24 protein-coding genes are annotated in these 26,936 nt (G+C 33.0%); 15 read left to right on the forward strand and 9 right to left on the reverse strand.

The annotated features are described in order from the left end of the window. Positions 1–260: 260 nt before the first annotated feature. From I6U48_RS13385 to I6U48_RS13400, 4 genes are all read left to right on the forward strand, one after another. On the forward strand, positions 261–1,022 hold the full coding sequence (locus tag I6U48_RS13385) for an IclR family transcriptional regulator (RefSeq protein WP_218320968.1): 762 nt from the start codon (positions 261–263) through the stop codon (positions 1,020–1,022). Between the two features lie 95 nt (positions 1,023–1,117). Beyond that, the gene (locus I6U48_RS13390) at positions 1,118–1,273 is read left to right on the forward strand and encodes a hypothetical protein (RefSeq protein WP_218320969.1); all 156 of its coding nucleotides are present in this window, start codon (positions 1,118–1,120) and stop codon (positions 1,271–1,273) included. 211 nt (positions 1,274–1,484) lie between these two features. Beyond that, a complete protein-coding gene (locus tag I6U48_RS13395) occupies positions 1,485–2,138 on the forward strand; it encodes a bifunctional 2-keto-4-hydroxyglutarate aldolase/2-keto-3-deoxy-6-phosphogluconate aldolase (protein WP_218320970.1) in 654 nt (217 codons plus the stop codon). A gap of 13 nt (positions 2,139–2,151) precedes the next feature. Next, entirely contained in the window at positions 2,152–3,174 is a 1,023-nt protein-coding gene (locus tag I6U48_RS13400) for a sugar kinase (RefSeq protein WP_218320971.1), read from the forward strand. A gap of 87 nt (positions 3,175–3,261) precedes the next feature. Here I6U48_RS13400 and I6U48_RS29705 read toward each other — a convergent pair whose 3' ends face one another. Then, complete coding sequence (locus I6U48_RS29705; RefSeq protein WP_246615337.1) at positions 3,262–3,840, reverse strand: hypothetical protein; 579 nt, start codon at positions 3,838–3,840, stop codon at positions 3,262–3,264. Positions 3,841–3,870: 30 nt separating this feature from the next. Continuing rightward, complete coding sequence (locus I6U48_RS13410) at positions 3,871–4,305, reverse strand: cell wall hydrolase (RefSeq protein WP_218320972.1); 435 nt, start codon at positions 4,303–4,305, stop codon at positions 3,871–3,873. Between the two features lie 404 nt (positions 4,306–4,709). Here I6U48_RS13410 and I6U48_RS13415 point away from each other — a divergent pair, with 404 nt between their 5' ends. The 7 genes from I6U48_RS13415 to I6U48_RS13445 all read left to right on the forward strand — a co-directional run bounded on the left by I6U48_RS13415 (position 4,710) and on the right by I6U48_RS13445 (position 16,874). Next, complete coding sequence (locus I6U48_RS13415; protein WP_218320973.1) at positions 4,710–5,465, forward strand: putative bifunctional diguanylate cyclase/phosphodiesterase; 756 nt, start codon at positions 4,710–4,712, stop codon at positions 5,463–5,465. Positions 5,466–5,568: 103 nt separating this feature from the next. Then, positions 5,569–6,444 carry a DegV family protein gene (locus I6U48_RS13420; protein WP_218320974.1) on the forward strand — a complete coding sequence of 292 codons (876 nt, stop codon included), beginning with the start codon at positions 5,569–5,571 and terminating at the stop codon, positions 6,442–6,444. A 209-nt stretch (positions 6,445–6,653) separates the two neighbouring features. Next, positions 6,654–7,754 (forward strand): cell wall-binding repeat-containing protein, encoded by a 1,101-nt coding sequence (locus tag I6U48_RS13425; protein ID WP_218320975.1) that lies wholly within the window; start codon positions 6,654–6,656, stop codon positions 7,752–7,754. 590 nt (positions 7,755–8,344) lie between these two features. After that, positions 8,345–12,439 carry a cell wall-binding repeat-containing protein gene (locus tag I6U48_RS13430; RefSeq protein ID WP_218320976.1) on the forward strand — a complete coding sequence of 1,365 codons (4,095 nt, stop codon included), beginning with the start codon at positions 8,345–8,347 and terminating at the stop codon, positions 12,437–12,439. Positions 12,440–12,541: 102 nt separating this feature from the next. Further along, a complete protein-coding gene (locus I6U48_RS13435; protein ID WP_218320977.1) occupies positions 12,542–15,649 on the forward strand; it encodes a beta strand repeat-containing protein in 3,108 nt (1,035 codons plus the stop codon). 541 nt (positions 15,650–16,190) lie between these two features. Beyond that, entirely contained in the window at positions 16,191–16,430 is a 240-nt protein-coding gene (locus I6U48_RS13440; protein ID WP_218320978.1) for a hypothetical protein, read from the forward strand. A 204-nt stretch (positions 16,431–16,634) separates the two neighbouring features. Next, positions 16,635–16,874 carry a M domain protein gene (locus I6U48_RS13445; protein ID WP_218320979.1) on the forward strand — a complete coding sequence of 80 codons (240 nt, stop codon included), beginning with the start codon at positions 16,635–16,637 and terminating at the stop codon, positions 16,872–16,874. 192 nt (positions 16,875–17,066) lie between these two features. On the opposite strand, the gene I6U48_RS13450 is transcribed toward I6U48_RS13445, so the two are convergent. The 4 genes from I6U48_RS13450 to I6U48_RS13465 all read right to left on the reverse strand — a co-directional run bounded on the left by I6U48_RS13450 (position 17,067) and on the right by I6U48_RS13465 (position 20,866). After that, positions 17,067–17,255 (reverse strand): hypothetical protein, encoded by a 189-nt coding sequence (locus I6U48_RS13450; protein ID WP_218320980.1) that lies wholly within the window; start codon positions 17,253–17,255, stop codon positions 17,067–17,069. A 387-nt stretch (positions 17,256–17,642) separates the two neighbouring features. Further along, the gene (locus I6U48_RS13455) at positions 17,643–18,656 is read right to left on the reverse strand and encodes a site-specific integrase (RefSeq protein WP_218320981.1); all 1,014 of its coding nucleotides are present in this window, start codon (positions 18,654–18,656) and stop codon (positions 17,643–17,645) included. Further along, positions 18,643–19,650 carry a tyrosine-type recombinase/integrase gene (locus tag I6U48_RS13460; protein WP_218320982.1) on the reverse strand — a complete coding sequence of 336 codons (1,008 nt, stop codon included), beginning with the start codon at positions 19,648–19,650 and terminating at the stop codon, positions 18,643–18,645. The genes I6U48_RS13455 and I6U48_RS13460 overlap by 14 nt, the downstream gene beginning before the upstream one ends. Next, positions 19,643–20,866, reverse strand: a complete 1,224-nt coding sequence (locus I6U48_RS13465; RefSeq protein WP_218320983.1) for a site-specific integrase — start codon at positions 20,864–20,866, stop codon at positions 19,643–19,645. The genes I6U48_RS13460 and I6U48_RS13465 overlap by 8 nt, the downstream gene beginning before the upstream one ends. A gap of 191 nt (positions 20,867–21,057) precedes the next feature. Between I6U48_RS13465 and I6U48_RS13470 the strand changes: the two genes are divergently transcribed. Both I6U48_RS13470 and I6U48_RS29710 read left to right on the forward strand, forming a co-directional pair. After that, positions 21,058–21,198 carry a hypothetical protein gene (locus I6U48_RS13470; protein WP_218320984.1) on the forward strand — a complete coding sequence of 47 codons (141 nt, stop codon included), beginning with the start codon at positions 21,058–21,060 and terminating at the stop codon, positions 21,196–21,198. Further along, on the forward strand, positions 21,195–21,575 hold the full coding sequence (locus I6U48_RS29710; protein WP_246615338.1) for a DNA-processing protein DprA: 381 nt from the start codon (positions 21,195–21,197) through the stop codon (positions 21,573–21,575). The genes I6U48_RS13470 and I6U48_RS29710 overlap by 4 nt, the downstream gene beginning before the upstream one ends. Before the next feature lie 213 nt (positions 21,576–21,788). Here I6U48_RS29710 and I6U48_RS13485 read toward each other — a convergent pair whose 3' ends face one another. Further along, complete coding sequence (locus tag I6U48_RS13485) at positions 21,789–24,113, reverse strand: beta strand repeat-containing protein (RefSeq protein ID WP_218320985.1); 2,325 nt, start codon at positions 24,111–24,113, stop codon at positions 21,789–21,791. Here I6U48_RS13485 and I6U48_RS13490 point away from each other — a divergent pair. After that, the gene (locus I6U48_RS13490; RefSeq protein ID WP_218320986.1) at positions 24,112–24,282 is read left to right on the forward strand and encodes a hypothetical protein; all 171 of its coding nucleotides are present in this window, start codon (positions 24,112–24,114) and stop codon (positions 24,280–24,282) included. The two genes, I6U48_RS13485 and I6U48_RS13490, sit on opposite strands and share 2 nt — an antisense overlap. Before the next feature lie 276 nt (positions 24,283–24,558). Here I6U48_RS13490 and I6U48_RS13495 read toward each other — a convergent pair whose 3' ends face one another. Together I6U48_RS13495 and xerA are read right to left on the reverse strand one after the other, a co-directional pair. Continuing rightward, a complete protein-coding gene (locus I6U48_RS13495) occupies positions 24,559–25,422 on the reverse strand; it encodes a hypothetical protein (RefSeq protein WP_218320987.1) in 864 nt (287 codons plus the stop codon). A 13-nt stretch (positions 25,423–25,435) separates the two neighbouring features. Next, a complete protein-coding gene (gene xerA, locus I6U48_RS13500; RefSeq protein WP_246615339.1) occupies positions 25,436–26,296 on the reverse strand; it encodes a site-specific tyrosine recombinase/integron integrase in 861 nt (286 codons plus the stop codon). A 319-nt stretch (positions 26,297–26,615) separates the two neighbouring features. On the opposite strand from xerA, the gene I6U48_RS13505 reads away from it, so the two are divergent. After that, entirely contained in the window at positions 26,616–26,855 is a 240-nt protein-coding gene (locus tag I6U48_RS13505; RefSeq protein ID WP_218320988.1) for a hypothetical protein, read from the forward strand. Positions 26,856–26,936 lie beyond the last annotated feature (81 nt).

Raw genomic sequence — 26,936 nt, forward strand, 5'->3', positions numbered from 1 at the left:
CTTTGATAACTCGCTCTGCTCAGTCGGACCAACTTATCAATTACCATTGATAAGTTGCTCGTTAAAAGTCATTTAGACTTTTAACCAATCAAATCTTCTAAGCTTTTTCAAAAATATGAGCTAAGACTTGTGGTAAAAGTATTTAAATGTGTCTTCCAGAATGTCAATATATCCCTGCGTATAAGTTAAGTGTCTGGTGTGGTTATCTATAGCAAATAAAATTGAGATTTAACTTTATAAATAAAAGTGAGGAAATAAAAATGCAGGAAATGGTACAGTCAGTGGATAGGTCACTTTCTATTTTAGAAGTGCTGTCCGATTATGAAGAGGGCTTAGGGATTACTGAAATTAGTGAAAAAGTAAATTTACATAAAAGTACAGTGCATAGATTATTATCAACGTTAATACAGAAGGGCTATGTAAAGCAAGATGAAGATACAAATAAATATAGACTTACTTTGAAGTTATTTGAACTTGGCAGTAAAAATATAGGGAAAATGGATATTGTCAATGTTGTAAAGCCTTATTTAAAGGAATTGATGAAAATAACTAATGAAACAGTACATCTGGTAGTAAGGGATGGAAATGAAATAGTTTATGTAGATAAGGTTGAATCAGAAAATACCATAAGGATGTATTCGAGAATAGGAAAAAGAAATCCACTATATTGTACAGCGGTAGGAAAAGCTATGCTCTCTTACATGGAGGACGAAAAGGTAGAACAAATATGGAATCAAAGTAAAATTGAGAGACTAACAGAAAATACTATAACGGATATGGGACAATTTAAAGAGCACTTGAGATTAGTACGGAAAAATAGATATGCTGTAGATGAACAGGAAAATGAAATAGGAATAAGATGTTTAGGTGCTGCAGTACTGAATTATAGGGGAGAAGTCTGTGGGGCTATAAGCATATCAGGATCTATTCTCAGTTTTACAGAGGATAAAATAGAGAAGTTTTCAAATATATTAATTGAATACACAGATAAGATTTCTAAAGAGCTTGGTTACAAAAAGTAGTAACCAGGCTCTTTGTTATTTTTAGTGCATATTCTTTATTTCAAAGTAATTTATGAAATGTTATAATATACTCATACTTAGGTGGAGGTAATATTATGGCAAATGACGATGATAAATTATTTGAGTTTATGACTAAGATGTATTCTGAGATGAAAGAAGGTTTTAGTTCTGTAAATTCAAAGTTAGATAAAGTAGAAGAAAGACTTGATAAGATAGATAAAATAAATGAAAAATTGAAAGCAGTAAAATAAGCACCTTCGGGTGTTTTTTTTATACATAATTAGTATAAGGAGATATTTAAAGAATAAACTAAAAAGGTAGGGTTATTTCCCGAAAAATATAGAATATAATACAATGTTAGTTTTGTAATGTGAAACTTAATTTTGTATAATGAAAAAGTGATAAAGTAGTGTAAGGAACTAATTAAATATAAATATATGATAAAACTAGGAGGAGCTAAGGATGATTGAAAAGATAGAAACTTTGAGAAGAATTACAGAAGTTGGAGTAGTAGCTGTGGTTAGGGCAGAGAATGCTGAGACAGCAGAGAAAATATCAAAGGCATGTATAGAGGGAGGAATACCAGCTATTGAAGTTACTTTTACAGTGCCAGGAGCAGATAATGTAATTAGTACATTAAAAGGAAAGTTCTCAAAAGAAGAACTTATAGTAGGAGCAGGAACAGTACTTGATAGTGAAACTGCCAGAATAGCTATACTTGCAGGAGCGCAGTATATTGTAAGTCCGGGATTTGATCTAGATACAGCAAAACTTTGCAATAGATATCAGATTCCGTATATGGCAGGCTGCATGACAATTACAGAAATGATAAGGGCTATGGAAGCAGGAACAGATGTTATTAAATTATTCCCAGGAAGTGCATATGGTCCTAAAATAGTAAAAGATATAAAAGCACCATTGCCGCAAGTTCCTATAATGCCGACTGGTGGAGTAAGTTTGGAAAATGTTCATGAGTGGATAAACAATGGCTGTATTGCAGTTGGTGTAGGCGGCAAACTAACTGAGGGAGCAAAAACAGGTGACTATGAATCAATAACAAAGACAGCTAAGGCTTTTGTAGAAAAAGTAAGAGAAGCTAGAAGTAAATATATTTAGAAAGGATGCTATTATGACAAAAAAAGTAGTAACTATGGGAGAACTTTTAATGAGACTATCTACACCGGGATATCAGAGATTTACACAAGCACAATCTTTTGATGTTGTATATGGTGGAGCAGAGGCAAACGTAGCAGTATCTTTGTCAAATTATGGATTGAATTCTTATTTTGTAACTCAACTGCCGGATAACCCTATAGGACAAAGTGCAGATAACTATTTAAAAAAATATGGTGTAAATACAGACTATGTCGTTAAGGCTGGAGATAGGGTAGGAATATATTTCTTTGAAAAAGGAACTTCTGTAAGACCATCTAAAGTAGTATATGATAGAGCTAATTCTGCTATTACAAAAGCAGATATAGAAAAATTTGATTTTGATGAAATATTTAAAGATGCGGATTGGTTTCATTTTTCAGGTATTACACCAGCACTAGGAGAGAACTGTATAAAATTAGTAGAAAAAGCTGTAGAAGCTGCAAAAAAACATGGAGTTCCTATAAGTGTGGATTTAAATTATAGAAAACAGCTATGGGATGTAGAACAGTTTGAAGCCGTAATGCCTAAATTGATAGAAAATGCAGACGTATGCATAGGCTGGTTAAGCAGTATAGAGGAAAAACAAAAAGAATATAAATTAGCTGACTTTGCAAAGGATAGCTTTGATGAGGAAAGATTTAAAGAGTTATTTAGCAGGATGAGAGAAAAATATAATTTAAAATATGTAGTTACAACCTTAAGAGAAAACTATTCTGCTACGCATAATGGGTTAGCTGCTATTATATATGATGGAAAAGAACTTTATAAATCAAAAAAATATGACTTTAGTATACAAGACAGAGTAGGAGCAGGAGATGCTTTTGCTGCAGGCTTAATATATCAGTTGGTTTTGAATAAAGACCACAAAGAAGCTTTAGACTTTGCTGTAGCAGCCTCTGTACTAAAACATACTATTGACGGAGATTTTAATGTTGTTACAGAAAATGAGGTTATGGAATTAGTAAAAGGAAATACCTCAGGAAGTGTGCAAAGATAAATAAATTAGCTGCTGCTTTAAAAAGATGCTGCCGCATCAGCATATATTTTTGTGCTAATGCGACATCTCTTTTATGATGCAATTCATTTAAGTTGTTACAGTAGGAGCAGATGGGAATATGTCTACAAATTTAATTGAGTATATATCGCCTAAAACATCTGTATTGGTATCTTGTTCTCTCAAAACTATATAACTTATACCGACTTCTTTTAGAATTCCTACACGGTCTTGGAGTGTATTTGTACCCAACAAGAAAGTTACTCTAACTCTCCTTCCTATTTTAGTTCTTAAGTATCCTTGAGTATATTGAGTGTCTAAAATTACAGGTGACCCGGGTGCCGTTACAAAAGGTGATGTAGTTCCAGAGCCAGGTACTCCGCCAGGAAGTGCAGAAGGTACTGGTCCAGGTACACCACCAGGTGTAGGTGCCCCAGAACTGGTTCCACCAGGGATTATTTCAGTTCCACCCATTTCATTCATGCCAGTATCTTGCATTTGATCCATGTCAGTGTCTTGCATAGGTCCTGGAAAAGATGATCCTGGCATATATCCCTGCATAGGAGTTCCGCCCATGTTCATTGTGTTTGGGAACATAGAAGAATTAGGCATAGGCGGCAAAGCTCTATAGTCAGAATTCATATAATCTAAGTAACATTTTGGAAACATAAATTTACCTCCAGAAATATTAGTAAATAGCTAAGTTTCAAAATAGAGGGCAGTAGGATTATAGAAGCAATGTTTTGCTATTGCCACCTGAAAACTACCAGTACCATTGTATGGGAAAGAGTAAGGACACGGGCCATAAGGATTAAAATACCATAGTGAAGCACCAATGGTAAATAGTTTGTTACCGGCAAGTGCCCAATCGGCTATATCATAATGTATCTGTTCTGGTGGATTGGCCCAGATCGTTTGTGGATTAGCTACTCCGCCTAATACAGAACGAACACAATCAAATTGACCCTCTTGATATATTACCTTCCTTAGGTCACCTTGACCTATCCTATGGTATTCTCCGGATGGAACTCTTACTCTATTCATAACAACGGTAGCAACACCCCTCATACCGTTATCACCTTCACCGCCAGCTTCGCACTTAATAAGTCTTGCTAGAAGCTCTCTGTTGTCCATAATAAAATTCACCTCATTAATTAGTTACAATATCATTTTATTTATTGAAAGTTCAAAGTGTTCTAGTTAATTATTTATTTATATCAAAACTAAGATAAATAGCTTTTGGTGAAAATATAAATTGGTATAATGGTCTCGTAACCATATTATTAATAGGTATAATATACCCTCCTGATTAATTAATCCCATTATACATAATATGATAGAGGTGTAGAAATGGTTACTAAGATTGTAAAAGTAAATACAATAAAAATTACTACATTAATATAATATTTAATTGTATTGTATTTGTTGCAAAATTTAATTTTAGACTGCCCAAAAAATATTAAAGTAGCAAAAGAAGCATGTACACATATTATATTCTGAGGAAATAACAAGCACTTAGATAAAGGTGGTTAACCCAAATGAAAGACATGAGGCATGCACTATCAAAAGCAGTTGATAATAATGAATTTGTACTTTATTATCAACCACAGATAAATCTAAAAACAAAGGAATTGATAGGAATCGAAGCTCTTATAAGATGGAATAGTCCGCAGCTTGGTATAGTTACTCCAGATAATTTCATTCCATTTGCAGAGAAGAGCAAGCTCATTGTGAAAATAGACAATTGGGTGTTAAAGGAAGTATGTGAGCAGTGCAGAAAATGGGAGAATTTAAAAATAAGGCCTAAAAGAGTGGCTTTAAATATATCTTCAAAGCAATTTGAAAATTCAAAGTTTATAACTTTTGTCAATAAAACCTTAAAAGAAACAAGAGCAAAAGCAAATTGGCTGGAATTCGAGATTACTGAAAGATCTCTTATAGAAAATGTAGACCAGGCAATTAAAACTTTATCTAACCTTAGAGAACTTGGGATAAAAATAGCGCTTGATGATTTTGGTACAGGCTATTCCTCGTTGATATATTTGAGAAATTTTCCTATTGATAAAATAAAGATAGATAAAACTTTTATGAAGGATATACCGGAAAGTAGAGAAAATGTTGCAATAGTTAAAACTATTATTGATTTGTGCAGAAATATAGGTGTAGTAGCTGTAGCAGAAGGAGTGGAAACAGAGGAACAGCTGGAAGTGTTAGTTAGGTACGGATGTGATGAAGCGCAAGGGTATTTATTTGGCAGGGCTATGAACGTTAAAGATATAGAGAGTATAATATAAGTAGGGTTCCTATTTGGAACCCTATAAAAATGTAATAAAATATAAATATAAATAATAAGCTGTTCTTATGATAACAGTAATTTACTTTGGAGGGCTTTATAAAATGGAGACAGTTATACTCACTGATTCTTGCAGTGATTTACCACTTGATTATATTGAGGAAAATAAAATTCCATATTTATCCTTTATTTATGAACTTAATGATACAGAGTATGAAGATGACTTTTGGAAAACTGCAGATGATAAGGAGTTTTATGATGCATTAAAGAAAGGAGGTACAGCTACTACCTCTCAGGTAAACGTTAGAAGATATTATGAGGAATTTAAAAAATACGTAAATCAGGATAAATCTGTTATATATGTAGGTTTTTCTTCAGCGTTAAGTGGTTCTGTGGATAGCGCTAAATTAGCACGAGAGCAAATACTAGAGGAGTTTAGTAATGCAGATATAACTATAATAGATAGTAAAAGCGCATCCTTAGGATTAGGATTATTGGTTTATTATGCCTATGATATGTTAAAGAAAGGGAGCACAAAAGAAGAAATTGTAGACTGGTTAGAGAAAAATAAATTAAAGGTAAATCATTGGTTTACAGTAGAAGATTTAAATTATTTAAAAAGAGGAGGAAGGATATCAAGTACAACTGCTATAGTAGGAACGCTGCTTAACATAAAGCCCGTACTATTCGTAAATAATGAAGGAAAGCTTATTCCTTATGAAAGGGTAAAAGGACGAAGAAAAGCCTTAAAAGTACTTGTGGAGAAACTTATAGATAAAATTATAGACACAGAAGAAAAAATTATAGCTATAAGCCATAGTGATTGTGTAGAAGATGCAGAATATATAAAAAAATCAATTCTTGAACACTGTAAAGTGAAAAAAATTATTATTAGTAATATAGGCCCTGTAATAGGCTCTCACACTGGAGCGGGAGTAGTGGCGTTATTCTTTATTGGGGATTCTAGAACTTGCAATTAGATGCAAGTTCCTTTTTTTACATAATTATCATTTTAAGAGACTATAAACTTTTATAATAAATACACGAGAAGTAAGTAGAACATGGAAGTAAATTTTAGTACGAGTTTATGGCAAAGGATGGCTATATGGTGTATAATATGAAGATAATAGAATAATATGAAAAAATTTTATTAAATCATAAATTATGTGAAGACTGGGAGGTTAGTCTAATGGTTAAAGGGAAAAGATTTTTAAGTACCATACTTACAGCTTTGGTTCTTTCAATATCGCTATGTGCAAATAGTGTACAAGCTGCTTCAGTTACACGAACCGATGGTGGAGATGGAGGAAGAATAGGTACAGCAAATAAGGTTGCTACAGATTTATTTGGAAAGGCATCAAACGTAATATTGGTAAATGGATATGGATATGCTGATGCCGTAAGTGCTACTCCGCTTGCAAAGCAACTTAATGCACCAATACTTTTGACAGCAGGAAAGACTCTAGAACCTGAAGTGCTTACAACAATACAAAATCTTGGAGCATCAAAAGTTTACATAGTAGGGGGTACAGGGGTAGTATCTCCACAAATAGAAAGTAGTTTAAAATCAAGCTATCAGATTGAGCGTATAGCTGGAATAACAGATACTTCAAGAATGGGAACAAATGCAGAGGTTGCCAAGAAGGTTCTAAGCCTTAGTGGAAAGAAAAGCGCTGTACTTGTAAATGGTCAAGATGGATATGCAGATGCATTATCTGTGGCATCCATTGCGGCTCAAAAAGGATACCCAGTACTATTTGGAACTTCAAAAGAAGTAGCATCTGCAGTTAAAGATGTTGTAACTTCAAATAGTTTAACAATACTTGCAGTTGGAGGACAAGGAGTTTTGCCAGATGCAGTAGTTAAATCTGTTGGCGGAACAAAAATAACCCAAAATACTCCAGATAGGTTTGCCACTAACCTAGCTGTATTAGATTATTTTAAAGGTACTGATGGTTTAGATTTCAGCAACGTATATGTAGCAGCCGGGGGAGCAACAAATGATCAGTTTGCAGATGCTCTTGTTGCTTCAGCAGCGGCAGCTAAAACAGGGTCTCCACTGGTATTAAGTGGAATTGGAGCTGATGCAAATCAGATATCAGCAGCACAAAGTTATATAACAACTAATGTTAAAGATACTTCTAAGATAGTAATAATAGGTGGTACAGCTTCAGTTTCTGATAGTATTAAAAATAGCTTAGGAACAACAAATAACAATGGAAGTAATAATAATGGAAATAATAGCGGAACTGATACATCAAATGATCTTCAGATTATAGGAATAGAGTAGAAAAGTATATATGAATAGCGGAATAAATAAATTTATAACAAAATTTTCGCTATTCTTCCGTATTTTTTCTCAGGTAAGAAGGAATTTTGACTTAGATGTAGAATATAAAATTAGGACAATGAACTATCTTTAGGAATATGAAGAATATTTTCACTACAAAATTACATTTAAATAGAAAATACTATGGATTAAATTTCAGTATATAACTGAAATTACCAGATTTCAAGGTATGGAAAAACTAGAAGTGATGTTGTATAATAGAAACATGCCTAGTATATCCTAAAACATGAATATGTTAATAGATTATGAATATAGTAGAAATGGCGAAAAGACTATGATATAATCAAGAGTGAGTTTTGGAATTCTAGTAAAAATGTAGATTTTTTGATAAAAATTAAATAATTTATGCATAATTACTAGAATGTGTAGTACAAATATGATATAATTAAATCTGTTTTAAAAAATATACCCAAGTCATATGCTTTTTGACAATACTTGGATATGTTTTAATAAAGTATATATTTAAAAATATATATATATATATTAAGAATTTTAATTAAAATTCACTTAATCGAGGAGGGTATTACAATATGAGTAAAAAAGGTACAAAAGCACTTGCAAGTGCTACACTTATGTCCTTAGTTTTAACAACAGCTTTATCAGCTGGCCCAGTTAAAGCAGCACAAGGATCAGTTACAAGAATAGGTGAAGCTGATAGATATGCAACAGCAGCTTCAGTTGCTACAAAAAACTGGACAACTAGCGACAACGTAGTATTAGTGTCTGGTGAAGGATATGCAGACGCAGTAAGTGCTTCAGCATTAGCTAAACAATTAGATGCACCAATACTTTTAACTACAGCAGGCTCATTAAATACTGACACTGCAAATGCATTAAGTACATTAAAAGCTAAAAACATATATGTTGTTGGTGGAAACGCTTCAGTTTCACAAGCAGTAAGAGATCAATTAAAATCAAGCTATACTTTAATAGAACTTGGTGGAGCTAACAGATATGAAACTAATGCAGCTGTAGCTCAAAAATTAGTTGACCTTGGAGTTAAAGCTGACAACGTAATAATGGTTGGAGGAGAAGGATTCTCAGATGCTCTTTCAGTAGCTCCAGTTGCAGCAGCTAAAGGACAAATTCTTTTATTAGGAATGAACGATGCTAACTACATGAAACCAGTACTTGACTTTGTTGCTAACAACAAATCAAAGGTTACTGTAGTTGGAACTAAAAATGTTATAAGCGACGCTATCTTAAGCCAAGTTAATGGTACAAGAGTAGATGGCGGAAGTGATAGATGGGATACTAACTTAAAAGTTTTAGCTGCATTTAAAGATGCATTAAAAACAGATAAGTTATATGTTGCATCAGCAAGCTACAATGCAAAAGATGATGGATATGCAGATGCTCTAGTTGCATCAGCTTTAGCTGGAAAAACAGCTTCTCCATTAGTATTAGTTGACAAAGAAAATGCAACTGGTACAAACAATGCTGTAAAATATATTGCTGACAATGCAACAAAAACAACAGATCTTAACGTTGTAGGTGGAACAGGTGTTGTTTCTTCTGGAGTTGTAGACGCAATAAATAAAGCTGTTACTAATCCTACATCAGATAATAACTCTGTTGAATCAATAGAAGCAGTAAGCCTTAACCAAATAAAAGTTCACTTCAATGCATCTGTAGACAGCGATTCAGCTGAAGATGTAACAAACTACAAAATTGATGGAACTCAATTAACTCAACGTGATGCAAACAACGTAGCAGTAGATGAAAACAGTGCAGTAGCTAAAGCTGTTGATGATAACACTGTTTTAATAACACTTGCTCACCCAAGAAAGCAATATGACAATGTAACAGTTACAGTTAAGAAGGGTGTTGTTTTAACTGAAGACAAAAACAATTCCTTTGATGAATTCGAACAAGATGTAGAATTCAAAGATGTTACTCAACCTACATTAAAATCAGTAACTGTAGAAGGAAACAGCCAATTAACTGTAGAATTCTCAGAAGCTGTAAATATGGGAGATCCAACTTCTGTAGATAAAGCTATATCTCAATTAAAGAGTAAATTCAAAATAGATGGACAAAGCATAGGAAACTATGGCGTAAATACAACATGGAGTGACATAAAAGACCATATCGCAGTTCCTACAGGAATAAGCTCAACAAATAGTGGAACATGGGCAAACAAAGTTATGTTCTACTTCGATTCAGCAATAGAAAGTGGAAATCACACATTAAAGATTTCTGACGGAGACAGCGATGGAGTATTAAGAGATTCTGCTGGATTTGTATTCAAAGAAGCAAGCCAAGACTTTACAGTTGACAGCGTAAGCACTAAACCAGTTGCTAAGACAGTAGAAGAAACTTCAAGTGGAGAAGTTCACATCACATTTGATAGACCAATGGATGTTCAAACAGCTAAAGATTTAGGAAACTATGAAATAAACGGTAAAAAATTATCAAGTATATCAGGAGCATACATCAAAACTGATAACAATGATACTTTAATAAAATTAAAACATATAAGCGATGGAACAATCCAAACTGGATCAAACACAGTTTATATAAAGAATAGTATTAAAGATGCTTATGGAAACAAAGTTGCTGATGATACTAGAGTTAACTTTACAGATGTTAAGGATGAAACTAAACCTACAGTTCAATCTGTTACTGTAGTAGATAGTGAAACTATCCGTGTTAAATTCAGCAAGGATGTTGATTACAACTATGCTACAAATAAATCAAACTACAAATTATTAGATAACAAAGACCTTGATATAACAAGCCATATCAAAGGAATCTACAGTACTGTAGGTGAAAGTGATACAGGAAACACTGATACATTCAATATCAAATTAACTAAGTTTAATCCAAGTGATACAAACGATGACTGGAGATTAACAGGTTCTAAATATACATTAACAATTAAGAACATCATAGACACAGCATCAACACCAAACACAATGGAAGACTTTACACAAGTAATCAGTGGTAATGACAACATAGCTCCTAAGGGAACTGGAATATATGCTAAGTTAAGAAGTTCATCAAGTGAAAAAGATAAAGTTATTGTTTACTTCAGCGAAGCTATGGATTCATCAACAATAACAAATAAAGACAACTACAAATTCATAAATGGTGAAGGAGATACTAAATCATTACCATCAGATGCAAATATATCAGCTGGTGGAGATGATAAGAGTGCTATAATCGAATTCCCAACATCTTATAACGTAAAAACTGGTGGAAAACAAATAGATAATAATTCTAATAATGTTTACTCAGTAATAGTTTCAAATGTTAAAGATGAAGCTGGAAATATATTAGATGGAGTAGCATTCAACAACGATAATTCTATAGGATTATCAAAAGCTGGTGCTCAAGTTAAGGATAATACAGTTAAATCTTACTACGATGGAGATGACTTAAAGGTTGATGTTCAATTCGATAGAGCATTAGATGATGTAAATGCAAATGACTTTACATTTGGTGGAGTACACCCAACTAGTGCACCTAAGAACGGAGATAAGGTAACACTTATATTCAAAGATGGAGCATCACTTACTAGCAATGATTCAGCTCCAGCAGGAACTTATGCTAACGGCAGAACAGTAACTTATGCTAATGGTAAGACTAATACAGCACCATCTAAGATAGAACTTATAAAAGCACAAGGACAAAATGCTAGACTTGCTATAACATCAACAACTACTACTGATGAAACAGGTGCTTTAGTATCAGTAAAAGAAGATGGAACTACACCAGTTGCTCTTTCAGATACACAAGCATTGACATACGATTACCAAGCAGCTCCAAGAACTACTTGCTGGGATGATACTACAGCAGATTACTGGACAGCAACAAAAGACAACACTGGCGGAAAAGTATATGTTACATTCGATACAATACTTGATACAAACAGTGGAGTTAAGACAGATGACTTTACATTCACTGGCTTAAATGGAACTGATATCAAAGCTGATAATGTAAATGTAGTTGGAAATACTGTAGTATTCAGCTTCAACACTACTAACAAAGATTACTCAGCATTCACAACTAGTCTTGATGTAAGAGCTAAGAGCTCAGTATCATTAAGAACTCAAAAGGATGTTGATGGAAATAACGCTACTTACACACCATCAAGCGATGATATTAAGAAGAGAACTATAACTATTACTGATAGTTCAAATCCAACTCCAGTAACAGGACAGGTTGATTTAAGCACAGTAGCAGTTGACACAAATGCAGTTCCATTCTCAACAGTAGTAACATTTAAGTTAGCTGGTGTAGATGGATCAAACTACAATGTAAAAGTTAATGGCGTAGACGCAATCTACAATGCTACAACTGGAAAATTTGCAGCAACAGTTGATGGAACTTTAACTGCAGATAAATTTACACAATCAAGCTTTGTAGTTTCAACTAAATCAACTACAACAACAGCAACAGCTGATTTAACTACAGTAGCAGTTGATACAAATGCAGTTCCATTCTCAACAGTAGTAACATTCAAGTTAGCTAATGGTGCAGATGGATCAAACTATACTGTAAAAGTTAAAAATGTAGATGCAATCTACAATGCTACAACTGGAAAATTTGCAGCAACAGTTGATGGAACTTACACTGCAGACAAATTCACAGCAGCAGATTTCGTAGTTTCAGCTAAATAGTCTTTAAATTATAAATAACAATTGGCGTACTTTCATAGTACGCCAATGACAAATATAGTGTCATAAAATAACATATTATAAAATTTTAGGAGGGAACAAATAATGAATAAATCTAAAAAGCCTCTTGCTGTATTATCCACAGCAGCAGTTGCTGGATTAATAGCAGCAGCAGTAACAACTCCAGTATCCGCTAAAACTACAGCTTTAGCTGTAAACGGAAATGATACAAAATCATATGAATATAATTTCACTGCTCTTAAAACATCAGCAGCATCATATGTGTTAAACGGAGCTAGCGACCCAGGCGCTGCATTATATAATGATTTTCTTTCAAGAAAAGTTTCAATGAAAGGTTATTATGATGATGTGAAAGCAGCTTATGTAGATGCATCAGTAGTAAATACAGCAGCAGCTACAGCATATGCAGCTGGACTACCATTTACTCTAAATACTTTCACAGAAGATACAACAACTCCAACAGTTGCATTAACTCCAGACAAAGTGTCTGTTGATAGTACTGGTAAAGTAGTAGTAACTCCTGCTGATCCTTCTAAAACTGTAAGTTCTGTAAGTGCTATTACTCTTACTACAGGATTATCAACAGTACCTACACTACCAACTACTGTAAATGTTACATTAGGCGATGGAACAACTAAAGCAGCTACTATAACTTGGAGTGATGCAGCTAAAGCAGCAGCTACATATGCAACTGCTGGAACAGTAACTGTTAGCGGAACTCTTGCTGATTATAACAACTATCCAGTAAGTGCTACAGTAACTGTTAATGCACAATTAGCTATTTCCTCAGCTACTTCTATTAATGCATCACAAGTTAAGATAGTATTTAATAGGCCCGTTACAAAAGCTTCAGCAGAAAATGTGGCAAACTATACTGTAAATGCAACTGCTTTCAATTTAAGTGCAGTGTTTGGTGGAGCCGGTTCAGTTGCAAAACTTCAAGATGATGGAGTGACAGTAATATTGGAAGCTCGTGTAGCCGAATTAGCAAATAATGTTTCATTCCAATTAAAGACAACAGGAGTTACAGATACAGGATTTAATACTATTGCAACTTCTTATAATACAATAGTAGGTAATGATACAACAGCACCAACAATAACTTCAATAACTGCTAGTGCTGGAGCATCAGGAACTAAAAATGTAAAAGTAACTTATTCTGAACCAGTTGCTTTAGGAACTATCGGAGCTTATCAAATAGATGGACAAAATGCAGTAGCAGCTATAGACGCTACTGATAAGACAGTTGTTAACTTAACTGCAGCACAAACTTTAACAGCAGGAGCTACACCAACATTAACAGTAACTGGATTAAGTGATGGAATAAATAGCTCATCAGTAATTAATCAACAATTTACAGTTACAAATGACACAGCAGCTCCAAGTGTTGTTTCAGCTACACAAAGTGGAAGTACAATAAAAGTAGTATTTGATAAAGAAATTAGTACAACAAACTTTGCTGACTTATCAGAGGGCGTTTCTACAAGTGATGATATAACATTAACAAAACAAGGAGATGGAACACCATATATTACAGCTGCACCAGTATTAGATCCAAGTGATTCAACAAATAAAACTGTTTTATTTACTGTATTGAATACAGTTTATGGAAGTGCTTCAACAGCTAATGTTCAATTTACATTAAAAAATATTCAAGATGTAAATGGAAATGCTATGAATGCATACAGCAAATCATTAACATTAGCAAAAGATGCAGTTAAGCCAAACTTTATTTCAGGAGTTCTTGATACTTCCGATAACAAGACAGTTTATTTAACATTTGATAAAGCTGTAGTAGATCCTAATTTAACTACAAGTGGATTAACTATAGTAGATAAATCAACAGCTACAGATGTTACAGCTACAATTTTGGCTGGAGCTGCTGTTGGAGATGATACAATAACTAAGTCTGACTGGACAGCTGTAGCAGGTGGCGTTACAAGTTCTAATTATGTTAAACTTGTTCTTCCAGTTGCGCTTACTTCTGGAAAAACTTATACAGTTACTATACCTGCAAACACAGTAGCTGATCCTTCAGGAAATAAAAATGCTTCAGCTATTACATTTGATGTTGCTGCAACATCTGCTTCAGATACAACTAAACCTACAGTAGCTAAAGCAGCGTCTCCAGCTATTACTTTAGTAGGCGGAAAAAATGTTATGCATGTTGTATATAGTGAAAATGTTCAGTTGGCAGATGCCATTAATCCAGCAAATTATGTATTAGATGGTGCAACGCTTCCAAGCGGAACTGTTATCACAAATGAATCTGCAACATCAGGTGACACTAAAGATTTTGCTATAACATTACCAAAAGATGGTGTAACAACTGACGTTACAAGTGCTAGTTTAGTTGTTACTGGAGTTAGAGATATAGCAGGAAATGTTGTAAATCCAACTACTTTAACTAAGTTTAATACAGCACCGCTAATTGATCTTGCAGATACAAAAGTACCTACTTTAGTTTCAGCGACTGCCACTGGTAGTGATAAGTTAGTACTTACATTTAGTGAACCAGTTGTAGCTAATACACTTGTTAATGATGGTGTTGCTGTTACAGATGGAACTCATACAGCAACTATTGATTTAAATGATTCTGCAATTTCTACATTAGGAAACACACTAACTGTAAGTACCTTAGTAAATCATGCTGCGGCTGCACAAGCTTTAAATACTATTGACTTTACTCAACCAGTTACTATTACTGTAACAGCTGGAGCAGTTAAGGATGCTGCTGCTACTCCAAATAGTATAGCTGTAATTGCGGCTGCTGATGATGTAGCAGTTGCTGATAAATTTGTTGACAATGCAGCTGCTGCTGTAGCAGTTACTGACGCAGGCGCTGGAATACATGATGCTTCAGGTATTAAAGTAAATATAACAGCTCCAACAAATGCAGCTACAGATAAGATTGTAAAATATGATATATATATTACACCAGTTGGTGGTACAACTTATACAACTGTAGCAGATGTGCAAGCTAACTTGACTAAATTAGAAACATTCTTACCTTCAAAAGCAGGTACAGCTACTGCACTTTCAACAGCTGATGGAACTAAATTATCAGATGGCACTACTGTTATATCAACATTTGCTGGAAATGTTGAAACTTATATAATAGCTACTGATGATAAAGGAAATCAAGCTTTAGTAGCACATGAAGCTTCTGCTGCTATTGATATAACTAACTAAGCAAACTAAGCTCGGTAGTACCTACCTCGCAAAGGTGTCAGGCACCACCCGAAGTTTGTCGAATGGATAGAACGGATAAAACAAAAAAACTGAGGAGGAAGGGAAGTACAACCTTCCTTCTCTCATTTAAATAGATGAACGGATGAAATTGTACTATCATATCTAAAAATATCATTAAGTTATAAAAAGAATCAGGTCACATTCTGATTGAAAAACTAAATAATCAAATCAATACTTAGAGTATCTTTAGGGGTACTCTTTTGCTCTTTTTTGCTTATCTAAATAGCCATTTAGCGAATTTGAATTAAATATTTTAGGTATATTAAAATATAAATCTAATATAAATCTAAAAATAAAGAAAAACGGCTTGAGAGTGTACCACCACAATCAACCCGTAAAAATAAGAAAAAAACTACATAACAAACCTTAAAAAACGTACATATAGGGATACAACTTTACTAGAGTTGTATCCTTATCTATATTATTTACCTTGAAATAGAGTTAAATTGATGTTAATATTAAAAACATAGGTGATGAAAAAATGGATAGTGAAATTTTAGATTTATTAAAAACTATTAATAATAAGCTTGATGAACATACTCAAATATTGAGATTTTTAGAACATGCAAGTGAGTTTCATAAAGCAGAAATAGATAAAGTTAATTACACGGTTGCAAGAATTGAAGGAGAAGTTAAGGGGATTAGAGAAGGTCTTACAGCAGTGGAAATGATAACATCAAAAAATTGGAACGATATATCAAAATTAAAATCAGTAAAATAGCAAAGAATCGTCAGATATGTGACGGTTCTTTTTTAAGCTTGGTAGTGTCTACCTTGTGTCCCTCGCAAAGGTGTCAAGGTACTACCTGAAGTTTGGCGAATGGATAGAACATATAAAATAAGCCTTTAACGAAGTTACAATCATTACTTGAAATTAGTATATATTGATGATAAAATATATTCACAAATCAATGGTGGTGAAAAAATGGATAAAGAAACGAAACAGATGTTTGAACTTATTTTGAAAAAATTAGACAACATGGAAAAAATACAGGGGGATATGGAAAAAAGACAGGACGAAATATATTCTGTAGTAAAATCAATAGAACACAGCAATAATGTAAGAAAAGCAGAAATAGATAACTTGACTTACAAAGTAGCACATGTTGAAGGAACAATTAATGGTGTAGGAGAATTAATTGAAAAGAGAAGATCAATTAAATAGTTAATATAGGGGGAGGCAAACTCCTTTTTTTCTTTTTTGGGAATTAATATCCATCTAGCGATGTTGCATTTAAAAGTTGAAACTATAATAGGGAAATGTTAAAATGTAAATGTGAAATGTAGGTATGATAGAATAAATAGATATAGGGAGTTGTTATTCTTGGAAAATAAAGTCTTAGAATTACTTAATCAATTAGTAGATGGTCAAGATAAAACAAATTGTTTCGATATGATTATTTGCATTTTTTATTTCTAAGTCATCAAGTTTTGATTCTATGCGATTAAGGGATTCATTAGTTTGATTTTGATTTTCTTTAAGTTCTTTAATATCAATTTTAATATCTTTAATTTCTGATAATATCTGCTTCAATAGATCTTCCATATAAACCATCCTCTCTTTTATAATAAAATTATAGCATATATAATTAGTGAAATCTATAATCAAGCTCGCTAGTCTCCACCTCGCAAAGGTGTCAGGTACCACCCGAAGTTTGTCGAATGGATAGAACAGATAAAACTAATGACTAATAAAATGAAAAGAATCTACTAGATTGTCTAATAAATCTAGTAGATTTTCTTTTTTGTGTTTATAAATAGTGAAATATGTACTTGAAGTAAGTAGATATATACGTTTAAATCCAGTAAGAGCTAGTATGGTAAAAAAGTCAGAGGATTATAAGTGTTATGTTTAGAAAAAAGCTATGTGAAGTTATAGGCTAAAAAGCCTTTAAAATAAGCTGTTTAGCACATAATTTCTTCACATAACTCTTTAAAATTTTTGTTTTCCAAAATTCTCTAGCCAAGTTAACAGGTCAGTGTTTGTATTCCATTCTGGTGGACTAGAAGGCGAAACCTCTGAAAGCTTTTCAAGTGCTTTGCGTTTCATTTCAAGGTCAGCTCTTGCATAAACTTCAGTAGTAGAAATATCAACATGCCCTAAAATATCTTTAATATAGACTATATTAACCCCTGCTTGAAGTAAATGCATTGCCTTTGTATGGCGCAATACATGAGGTGTTATAGGAGTATTGTTCATTGTCATCAATTGGCTTGAATACTTGCTTAAAATATACGCAACACCAGCTCTTGTGAGTTTTTCATGTTTTCGATTAAAAAACAGTGGGTAATCAAGTTTATCAGCTGTGATAAGTCGTTGCTCTTTTAAGTAGCTTTCTAACATTGCTACAGTTCTTAGTAATATAGGAACATCACGATATTTCATTCCCTTTCCAAAAAGCTTAATTTTTGCAGGTGCATCAAGTCGAACATCCCTAACTGTAAGATTGACAATTTCAGAGACTCTTGCACCAGTATCATACATTACACTTAATAATGTTAAATCTCTCCTACCAAATATATTTGAAGTATCGGGGGTTTGTAATACTTTTCTCATATCGTGCTCGTTAATGTAACTAACAATTGGTTTTGTTTGCCTCCTTGCAGGAATATTTAGCACCTTTTTAAAAGTCAGCAGGTTTTCTGGACTTTCACACTGTGCATATCTTACAAAAGAATGTATAGCACGTAATCTTTGATTGATTGTAGAATTCGAGCAATTTCGCTCTTTTTCTAACCAATCAAGAAAGGAATAAACGAGAGTATCATCAATGTCCGTTAATGATATTTTTTCAACAGACATTTTTAAATTATCCCGACAAAATCGTAAAAGCAACTTAAAAGTATCACAATATGATGAAATTGTATTACTACTTAATTCAGCCCGGCAAGGTAAAAATTCACTTAAATAGTTTGTGAGTAGCTTTGAAAAACTAATTGTTTTCATCAATATCACCTCCAACTAATGGAATAATATCTCCATAACAGTTCTCAAGCATGACATTAATACTTGGAAATAAATCAGAGGTCAACCTTAAGTATTTCTGACTACTCTGCAACCCTGTATGCCCCAAAAAGGCTGAGAGATAAGGCAAACTAACAGTAATATCAACACCCTTTTCAACCCATTGCTTAAGACAATGAACTGCAAATGTGTGCCTGAAGTCATGTATACGTGGTCCTTTACCTTTACCACCATGAGAAATACCTGCTTTCTGTAATATTTCGCGAAATATGTAATACATTCTTGTCATACTAAAAGCTTTATTTTTTGCACTAGGGAAATATATGGCATCATCTTTTGATAATTGGTGCAATTGTTTAGAATATTCTATGCATCTTTGTAGGACTGAATTAGATAATGGAACTAATCTTCCTTTATCAAATTTTGTACCTTGAATATTTAAAACACCTCTTTTGAGATCAACATCTTTTACTGTTAGATTCAACATCTCTGAAACTCGAAGTCCACAAGTATAAAGAATGCGGAACATAAGAGGTACAACCCAATGATAGTTTTTGTGTTGAGGACTTGCTTTGGTTTCATCGGCTGCAATAAATATTTTTTTAATTTCATAATAACTGTAAATATATGGTGTGTATTCAGTGTGGGATTTCTTAATATTGCCTTTTGGTTGGTAGTATGCCTCATATCCACAACGCTGCATATACAATGCTAATCTGTTAACCAAATTAAATCGATAAATGTGATTGCTACTGCTTTCGTTACTAGTTTTTGAGGTATAAGCAATAACAAGTTCTTTTGATAATGTATTGGTTTTGCAATCAAAATTCATTGTAAATCTGTCAAAATGGGCAAGCTTTTTAGCTTCACTATTAAACAATATACCCATTGCACGTTTTTCTGCAATGTATTTAATTATGACTTCTGAAAGTTTCCCAGCATAGGTAAATTCTTTTATTTCAGTTTTTTTACTCATAGCATTCACCCAATTCAATAGCACATTTTCGAAGGTTTTCAATATCAATATGCATATATTCCTTTGCTGAGTTTATTGAAATGTGTCCTAATATGCCAGCAATAATATCAAGAGGCACTTCTTTTTCAAGAAGTCTACTTGCAAGAGTGTGTCTCAGTGTATGAATTCCATGGCTTTTTGTTTTATCAATAGGTATTTTTGCTATTCTTAAATATTTAGTTACAATATTACCTGTTTTATGAATGCTGCTATATGGTGCGGTATGTTTTATAAATATATGTTGTGAATCAGAATTGGGTCTACCATATTTTAGGTAGTCAATTATTGCATCACCAATTTCAGGTAATAAGGGTAAACTAAGAAATTGAGAGGTTTTAGACTGAATAAATTCAATTCTATTGATTCTCCATTTTATGTCTTCAAGCTTCAATTTTCTGATGTCACAGTCACGAAGACCTAATTTTACTACTAGCAATAATATTGCATAGTCTCTTTTACCAAGAGGACTTCCTCTATCAACGGATTCAAGTAATTTTTCCACATTGGAAGATTCCCATATAATAGGGACTTTATCTCCCTTAGGAAATTTAAGCTTGGGTATTGAATTTGATAAATCTATCATACTAAGTCCAGAAAAATAAATTGAGCGCAGGAATAATCTTAAAGCATAAATTTCACCTTTAACAGTTCCCCTGGAATAGCCTGACAGTGAACTCATATAACCAGAAATATGCATAGCATTGATTTCTGATGGCTTAGTAATTTTTATTGTTGAAAGGTATTCAAAAAAGTGATTTAGTCTTTTTAAGTTATGATCAATGGAATTTTCAACAATGTTTCTTTTTTTACAGTACACTATAAATTCATCAACAGCTGGTTGAAAATCATTGGTTATAAATACAAATTTCTTTTTTTCTCTACTCAAAAACCTTCCATGTAGTTGTAAATCACCTAGCTTTCTTATTGCATTAGCAATTGCATTTACATATGTAGTATGACATTTCGCTTCTTTGTCAGGGTAGTTATAATACTCTCGTAAAAAAGTCATTGCAAGCTCCTGAGTAAAATACAATGAACTATGTTTATTTGCATACAACTCAAATTTTCGCCACGCAGACTTTGCAATAGAAATGGATCCTTTACCGTAATTTAATTTTACTAATTCTTTTTCAGCTGCTTCAATAAGTTCAGATAGGGTACGGGTTGGTTTAAACATTTAACGCGCCTCCATAAAATAAATTAGGGATTTTAAGCCATAATTTATTTTAACCAAAAGGAAGTTATGTTAAGCATATTTCAAAAACTACTAGCATTACCAAACTTCTTAAGAATTAACTTTGCATAATTACTTTCACAACATAATAAGTATTATGCGAAGCTTCGCATAATAAGTGGAGTAGTTATGGTATGCTCATAGGAAAAGATGCAGAAAAGATAATTAGTTCCTATAAGATTCTTTCTTATTTTAAAGGAAAAAATAAAAGACAACTTTATAAGCAATTTGTGGAAAGCTCTTATAAAGATAAATTAGATGAGGAGGTAAATTGAGTGGCTTCAGTAGTAAATTGTTTCTAGACGAAATAGCTGAATTTAACAAAAAAACTTTGGAAGCTTTAAGACAGCCCATAGAAGATAAATCAGTAACAGTATCAAGGGTAAAATATACACACACATATCCAGCTAATTTTATGTTGGTAGCTATAAGTGGTATGGCAAAAGGAATTGATAGCTATGCACAAACAATTGCTGTAATAGGTTGTGGAGTAGATATAATTTATCCTAAAGATCATATAAAGCTAATGGAAAAAATAATAGAGCAAGGAGCTGTTATTTCTGAATATCCACCAGGAACTCAGCCAGATGCAAGATATTTTCCAAGAAGAAATTCCTTAATAAGTGCTTTTAGCAGAAAAATTAAAGAATAACAGAGTACCCTAGACAGGTACTCTGATTTGAGATTATTATTATATTTTTCAACCAGTGTATGACCTGGTTTTTTATGAGACTTCGATTTGACTAATTTTTGAAATGTTTCTTTACCGATTGTTTGTAAAAATTGAGAAGGAAGGTTGCCCTTCCTACTCAACTTTTTCTATCCCTTCTTGCGATTCCACAAGCTTCGGGTGGTGCCTGGCACCTTAATTAGCTGTAGCTAACTGTATAACTGGAACACTTACGTTTGCTCCGTTAACTGTTACATCTTTAGTAGTAACTAAGTTGCCATTCTTGAAGATATAGAACTTGTATGTTCCGTTTGCTAAGTTAGCTATTGTTGCAGTTCCGTCTGCTGCAGTTGTAGTTGTAGCTAATTTTGTACCATCAGCCTTGAATACTACTATGTCTGCTGCATCTCCATCTGTGTTATCTGCATCAACTAGTCTAAAGTTTACACTGTACACGCTTGCTGCATCAACTAATTGAATTGGTAATTGTTGAGTAGCACTAGTAACTGTAACTGTTTGATCTACATCAACATATGAGCTTGGAGCATCGATCTTTAACTCATAAGTTCCTTTTGATAGTGTATTAAATGTAATTGTATCACTAGCTCCAGCGTTTACCCAGTAACCATCAGCTTCTGCTGCAGCTGTACCTTGTGCTGCGTTAACATCATATAGTTTAACATCACCAGCATTAACATTAACAGCCTGGCTATTTTTGTCTGTAAGCTTAATTGTTAAAGTTTCGTTTCCACCAGCTGTTAACTTGTAGTTAGCATTAGTAATTGCATCTCCTGCTGCTACAGTTTGGCTTGTTACATAAGTTTCAAGCGCGCTAGGGTCTCTTACTACAACTTTATAGGTTCCAGGAGTTATACTTGCTATTGAATATGATCCATCTGCTGCTACAGTAGCAGTATAAGCTGATGTACCATCTTCATTATAGTAAGTTACAACTGCACCAGCTGCTGGTGTCAATGTTGAATCAGCTCTTACGAAACCAGCTACTGCACCAGTTGTTGGTAGTGCTGCAAGTGTTACATTTTCAGTAGCATCTGTTTCATTAGCAACTGCAAATGCTGCTGCAGATGTCTTAGTTACAAATCCATCTTTAGATACTCTAACTTTATAGTTTCCAGCTGCAACTCCAGCAAAGTCATAAACTCCAGTTGTGTTAGCTGAAGTAGTAGTTGCTACTACGTTATTATTTGAATCTAATAATTCAACTGTAGCTCCTGCTACGTTAGCAGATCCATCATCTACAACACCTGTTATATATCCTGCAGTTGTAGTTCTTCCACTAACTGTTGCATTTGTGTTAGTTACAGTAACGCTAAAGTCTTTAGTAGTTACATAATTACCAGAAACTCTTAAAGTATATGTTCCTGGAGCAACACGGTTTAGTGTAAAGCTTAATTCAGAGTCATCACCAGCAGATGCTGTTAAAGGTTTTGTTGCAACTACAGTGTTGCCATTTAACAATGTTGCTGTGTAAGTAGCAGTATCTGCATCTGAACCAGCTGCAGAGAAAACTCCTCCAACTGCCTCTGTTCCTACAGTTAATGATACGTTATATCCACCAACTAAGTTTATATCGTTTGTTACGTCAGTTCCTTCTGTAACATCTATTGTTGAGCTATAAACTGCATCTGTGCTGTTATCAAGTGTTAAAGTATATTTACCACTTAATAAAGCTTGGTTTGTAAAGCTATAAGCTCCATCTGCTCCAGTAGTAGCTGTTCCTAATGTATTTCCATCTGCATCAGATAAAGTTACAGTTCCAGCATTGATTACTGCACCAGTTGAATCCTTAGCAACACCTGTTATAGATATAGGCTTAATTGCTTCCATTTCGATTCCTGCAAGTACGTTAGCTACATCGTCAGATTTAGTTGTGAAGTTAACTACAGTATCATGGTAGCCAGTAGCTTTAACTGTTAAACGGTATTGTCCGCCAAATTCCATATCTGGAGTTGCTGTAGCTTGATTTAGAGTAAAGGCTCCTGCTGCACTTGTTGTTACTGCTGGTGCTAAAGCAACCGCAGTCCATCCAGTAGTAGGGTTATTGTACTCTAAAGTTACAGCTCCACCTGAAATTGGTGCTCCAGTAGTTTTGTCAGCTACTACACCTGTTGCAGTAATGTTAGCTTTTACTAAAGCTGTTATTCCCTGACTTAAAGCTGTTAAGTTATTTGCATCAACTTTAACTCCTGAAACTGTAGTTACTGGATAGCCTTGAGCTGCTATAGTTACATCATAAGTACCAGCTTCTACATCATTTACAACATAGTAGCCATCTGCATTAGTAGTCGCAGTTTTGCCATTGATTGTAACAACTGCGTCCTTTACTGCTGTACCGCCATCAGTAATAAATCCAGCTATACCTGATGAAAGTGCTGCGTTAACAGTAGTTTGAGCAGTATTTACTTGTCCACCTAAATATGATATACTATATGTGATATTTTGATCTACATCAGTAGGATTTACTGCAGGTAATGTTAGAGTTGCTACATTTCCGTTCATGCTTATAGCTGTTGCAGTAACAGTTGCTGCGTTACCGCCATTAATTGCTGCAGTTATAGCAAAATCAGCTACTGTAGGAGTTGTTGTTGGAACATCTGAGAATGTTACTTGTAATGTTGTTGCATTAATAGCACTTATATTACCAATTTTTTTACTATATTTTACATAGGTTAAAAATGGCTATATAGCTTGTACACAAGGCATAATGAATTTAATATATTTGTTATTTATTTATTAGTTTAATATTTGGAATCTATTGCTTTTTAGAAAATTGTATAATTATTTAATAAATATATAATATTGCTTAATTATATATTTAAATAATTAATAAAGCTTAAAAGAAAAAATATTATAAAAAGCAAGTAACTGAGTAAATAAAAACATCATATTAGCAAATATGATGTTAAATGTAAATAAATATATAATTTTACATACGATAATGATTTTATGATGAAAACAAAGCCTTAATTTCATTTTCATATCCGTATTTTTTAAAAAATTCAATTATTGCTACTTCAAAGATCTCTCTTTGGCTAATATTTTTTTCTTTACTGAATTCTTTAATTAATTCGGCAAGAGGATGAGACATACATAGAGATTTAGTAATAGTTATACCACCAATTACATAACGGGGAATAGTAGCAGAACTATTAATAGATAATAATTCAGTTAGTTTATCTTTATTTCTGCTTATCATTTCTAGCATTGGAATTAAGTTTTCAAGTCGTTCTAACTGTGGTATAGATGTATAATTTAAATCAGAGTTAGACTGTTGTGCTATATCTTTGTTATCTATAGAATTAATGGTGTCTTCGTAATTATTGGGAGAGTTATTGAATTCAAAGTGACTAATTGGCATGGGATCGTCATCGTAAAACTCACCTTTTAAAAATATGTAGTTTTGTTTTTCGGTAGACCATATATATCCTTTAGATTTCATGTAACCAGCCATAGTTCTATGGTCTTTCATTCCTACTTTTTTTGCAATTTCCATAGGTTCCAGTCCCATATTAAATAAGCCAATAATTTTTTGAACCTTTCCTGTTGTGGAATTAGAAATTGAGTCAGGAAAATGATCAGTCATTTTATATATGTAAGTTTGTCTAACAGAGTCCCAGACATATCCCCGTCTTCGCATGTACATATCTAATGTTCTATAGTTTTTGTGATTAAGTTCTAAGGCTATGTCTTCTCTCGTTTTACCTTCCATGAGACCTTTTAAAATGTATTTATCATCATACTCAATTTTTTCAGTGCTGCCTAAGGATACTGCTATTTCATCTTCAGCATTGTAATAGTTATTATCCATAAAATCACATCCCTTATAATACATTTATTGATTCGTTTAGATCCTCCATATTTGCATGGGTATAAATAGAAGTTACTTTTAAATTTGAATGTCCTAGAAGCTTCTGAACATACACGAGATTTACTCCATTTTTTATTAAGTTCGAAGCAAAACTGTGCCGTAGTATATGTGCGCTTACATGCTTCTTCCATCCAAGCTTCTTTACTGTATCGCTCAGCACTCTGTTTACATAAGGTGCACTTAAATGCCCGGATTTTTCAGTAGCAAAAAAATAGTCACTGTCTATGGTTAAGCGATAGTTTTTTATATAATCTTGTAAAATAGGCAGAAGATTTTTATTAATTGGTATATTTCTATCCTTTCCACCCTTACCATTCAAAATTTTTATGATATTGCCATCAAAATCTACATCCGTTAGTTTTAAGTTTAAACATTCACTTATTCTCATTCCAGTATAGAATAAAGTTTGGACTACTACTTCAATTAGAGGATGTTCAATTGAAGCTATTAAAAGAGTTACCTCCTCTAAAGATAAAAAGGTACGTTCTTTTCTCTGAATTTTAATTGGTTCTACAGACATAGCTATATTCCAATCACAAAGTTTGTTCTTATATGCAAAGTTCCATAATGACCTAAGGGTATAGAGATTTCTACTTCTGCTTGAAGTTGTAAGGTTTTTTTGTTTCAAATAATATAAGTAGTCTTCTATATCACAAGCTTGAATTTCTTTCAAGTATGCAGGGCCATTAAATTTTTGTTCCAAAAAACTTTCAAAGGTGGTTAGGTCAGAATTATAGGATTTAATTGTTTCTGAGCTTTTATTAGTTATAGTTAGATAGTGAATAAAATTTTTTATTACCTTCTGTAAAAGCATTACACTCCTCCTTTGTATGAATATTTAAAACACATATTATATTAATGGTAAAATAACAATATACGACAATATATTAGCATCCATAGATAAATATGTCAATTATTGCATTAAGCAAGTATTACAACCTTATAATGTAAATTTAGTGTTTATATTATTTTTTTCAAAATTACATAATATATTCATCAGTCTAATGTTCGTAGTCTCATATAAAGTATTAGATATTATGATATTTGAAAAATATTTTTAGATAAAGATTTTATATTTAAAAGTTACAAGATTTATGATATAATTTCAACGATATAAATGGAGGTATTGAAGTATGGAGGATATATTACAGCAAATACTAGGAGAACTAAAAGAGATTAAAGAGGGGCAAACTAGAATAGAGAAGAAACTTGATTCTGTACATGACAATACAGCTAAAATAACTGGAAATATTACAGAAACTAATATGAAGATAGATAAGATATCAGATGATGTTGATTTTCTTAAGCATAAGGAACATCAAACGGAAGAAGATCTATTTAAATTAAAGAAAAATTTACAAATAATAAAATAAAAAGAATGGACAGCTTGATAGCTGTCCATTCTTTTTATTTTATTATTTTGCACTTACAGTAATCTTAAGTTGGTCTATAGT

This window comes from Clostridium thailandense (assembly GCF_019207025.1).
GTDB classification, from domain to species: Bacteria; Bacillota; Clostridia; order Clostridiales; family Clostridiaceae; genus Clostridium_AM; species Clostridium_AM thailandense.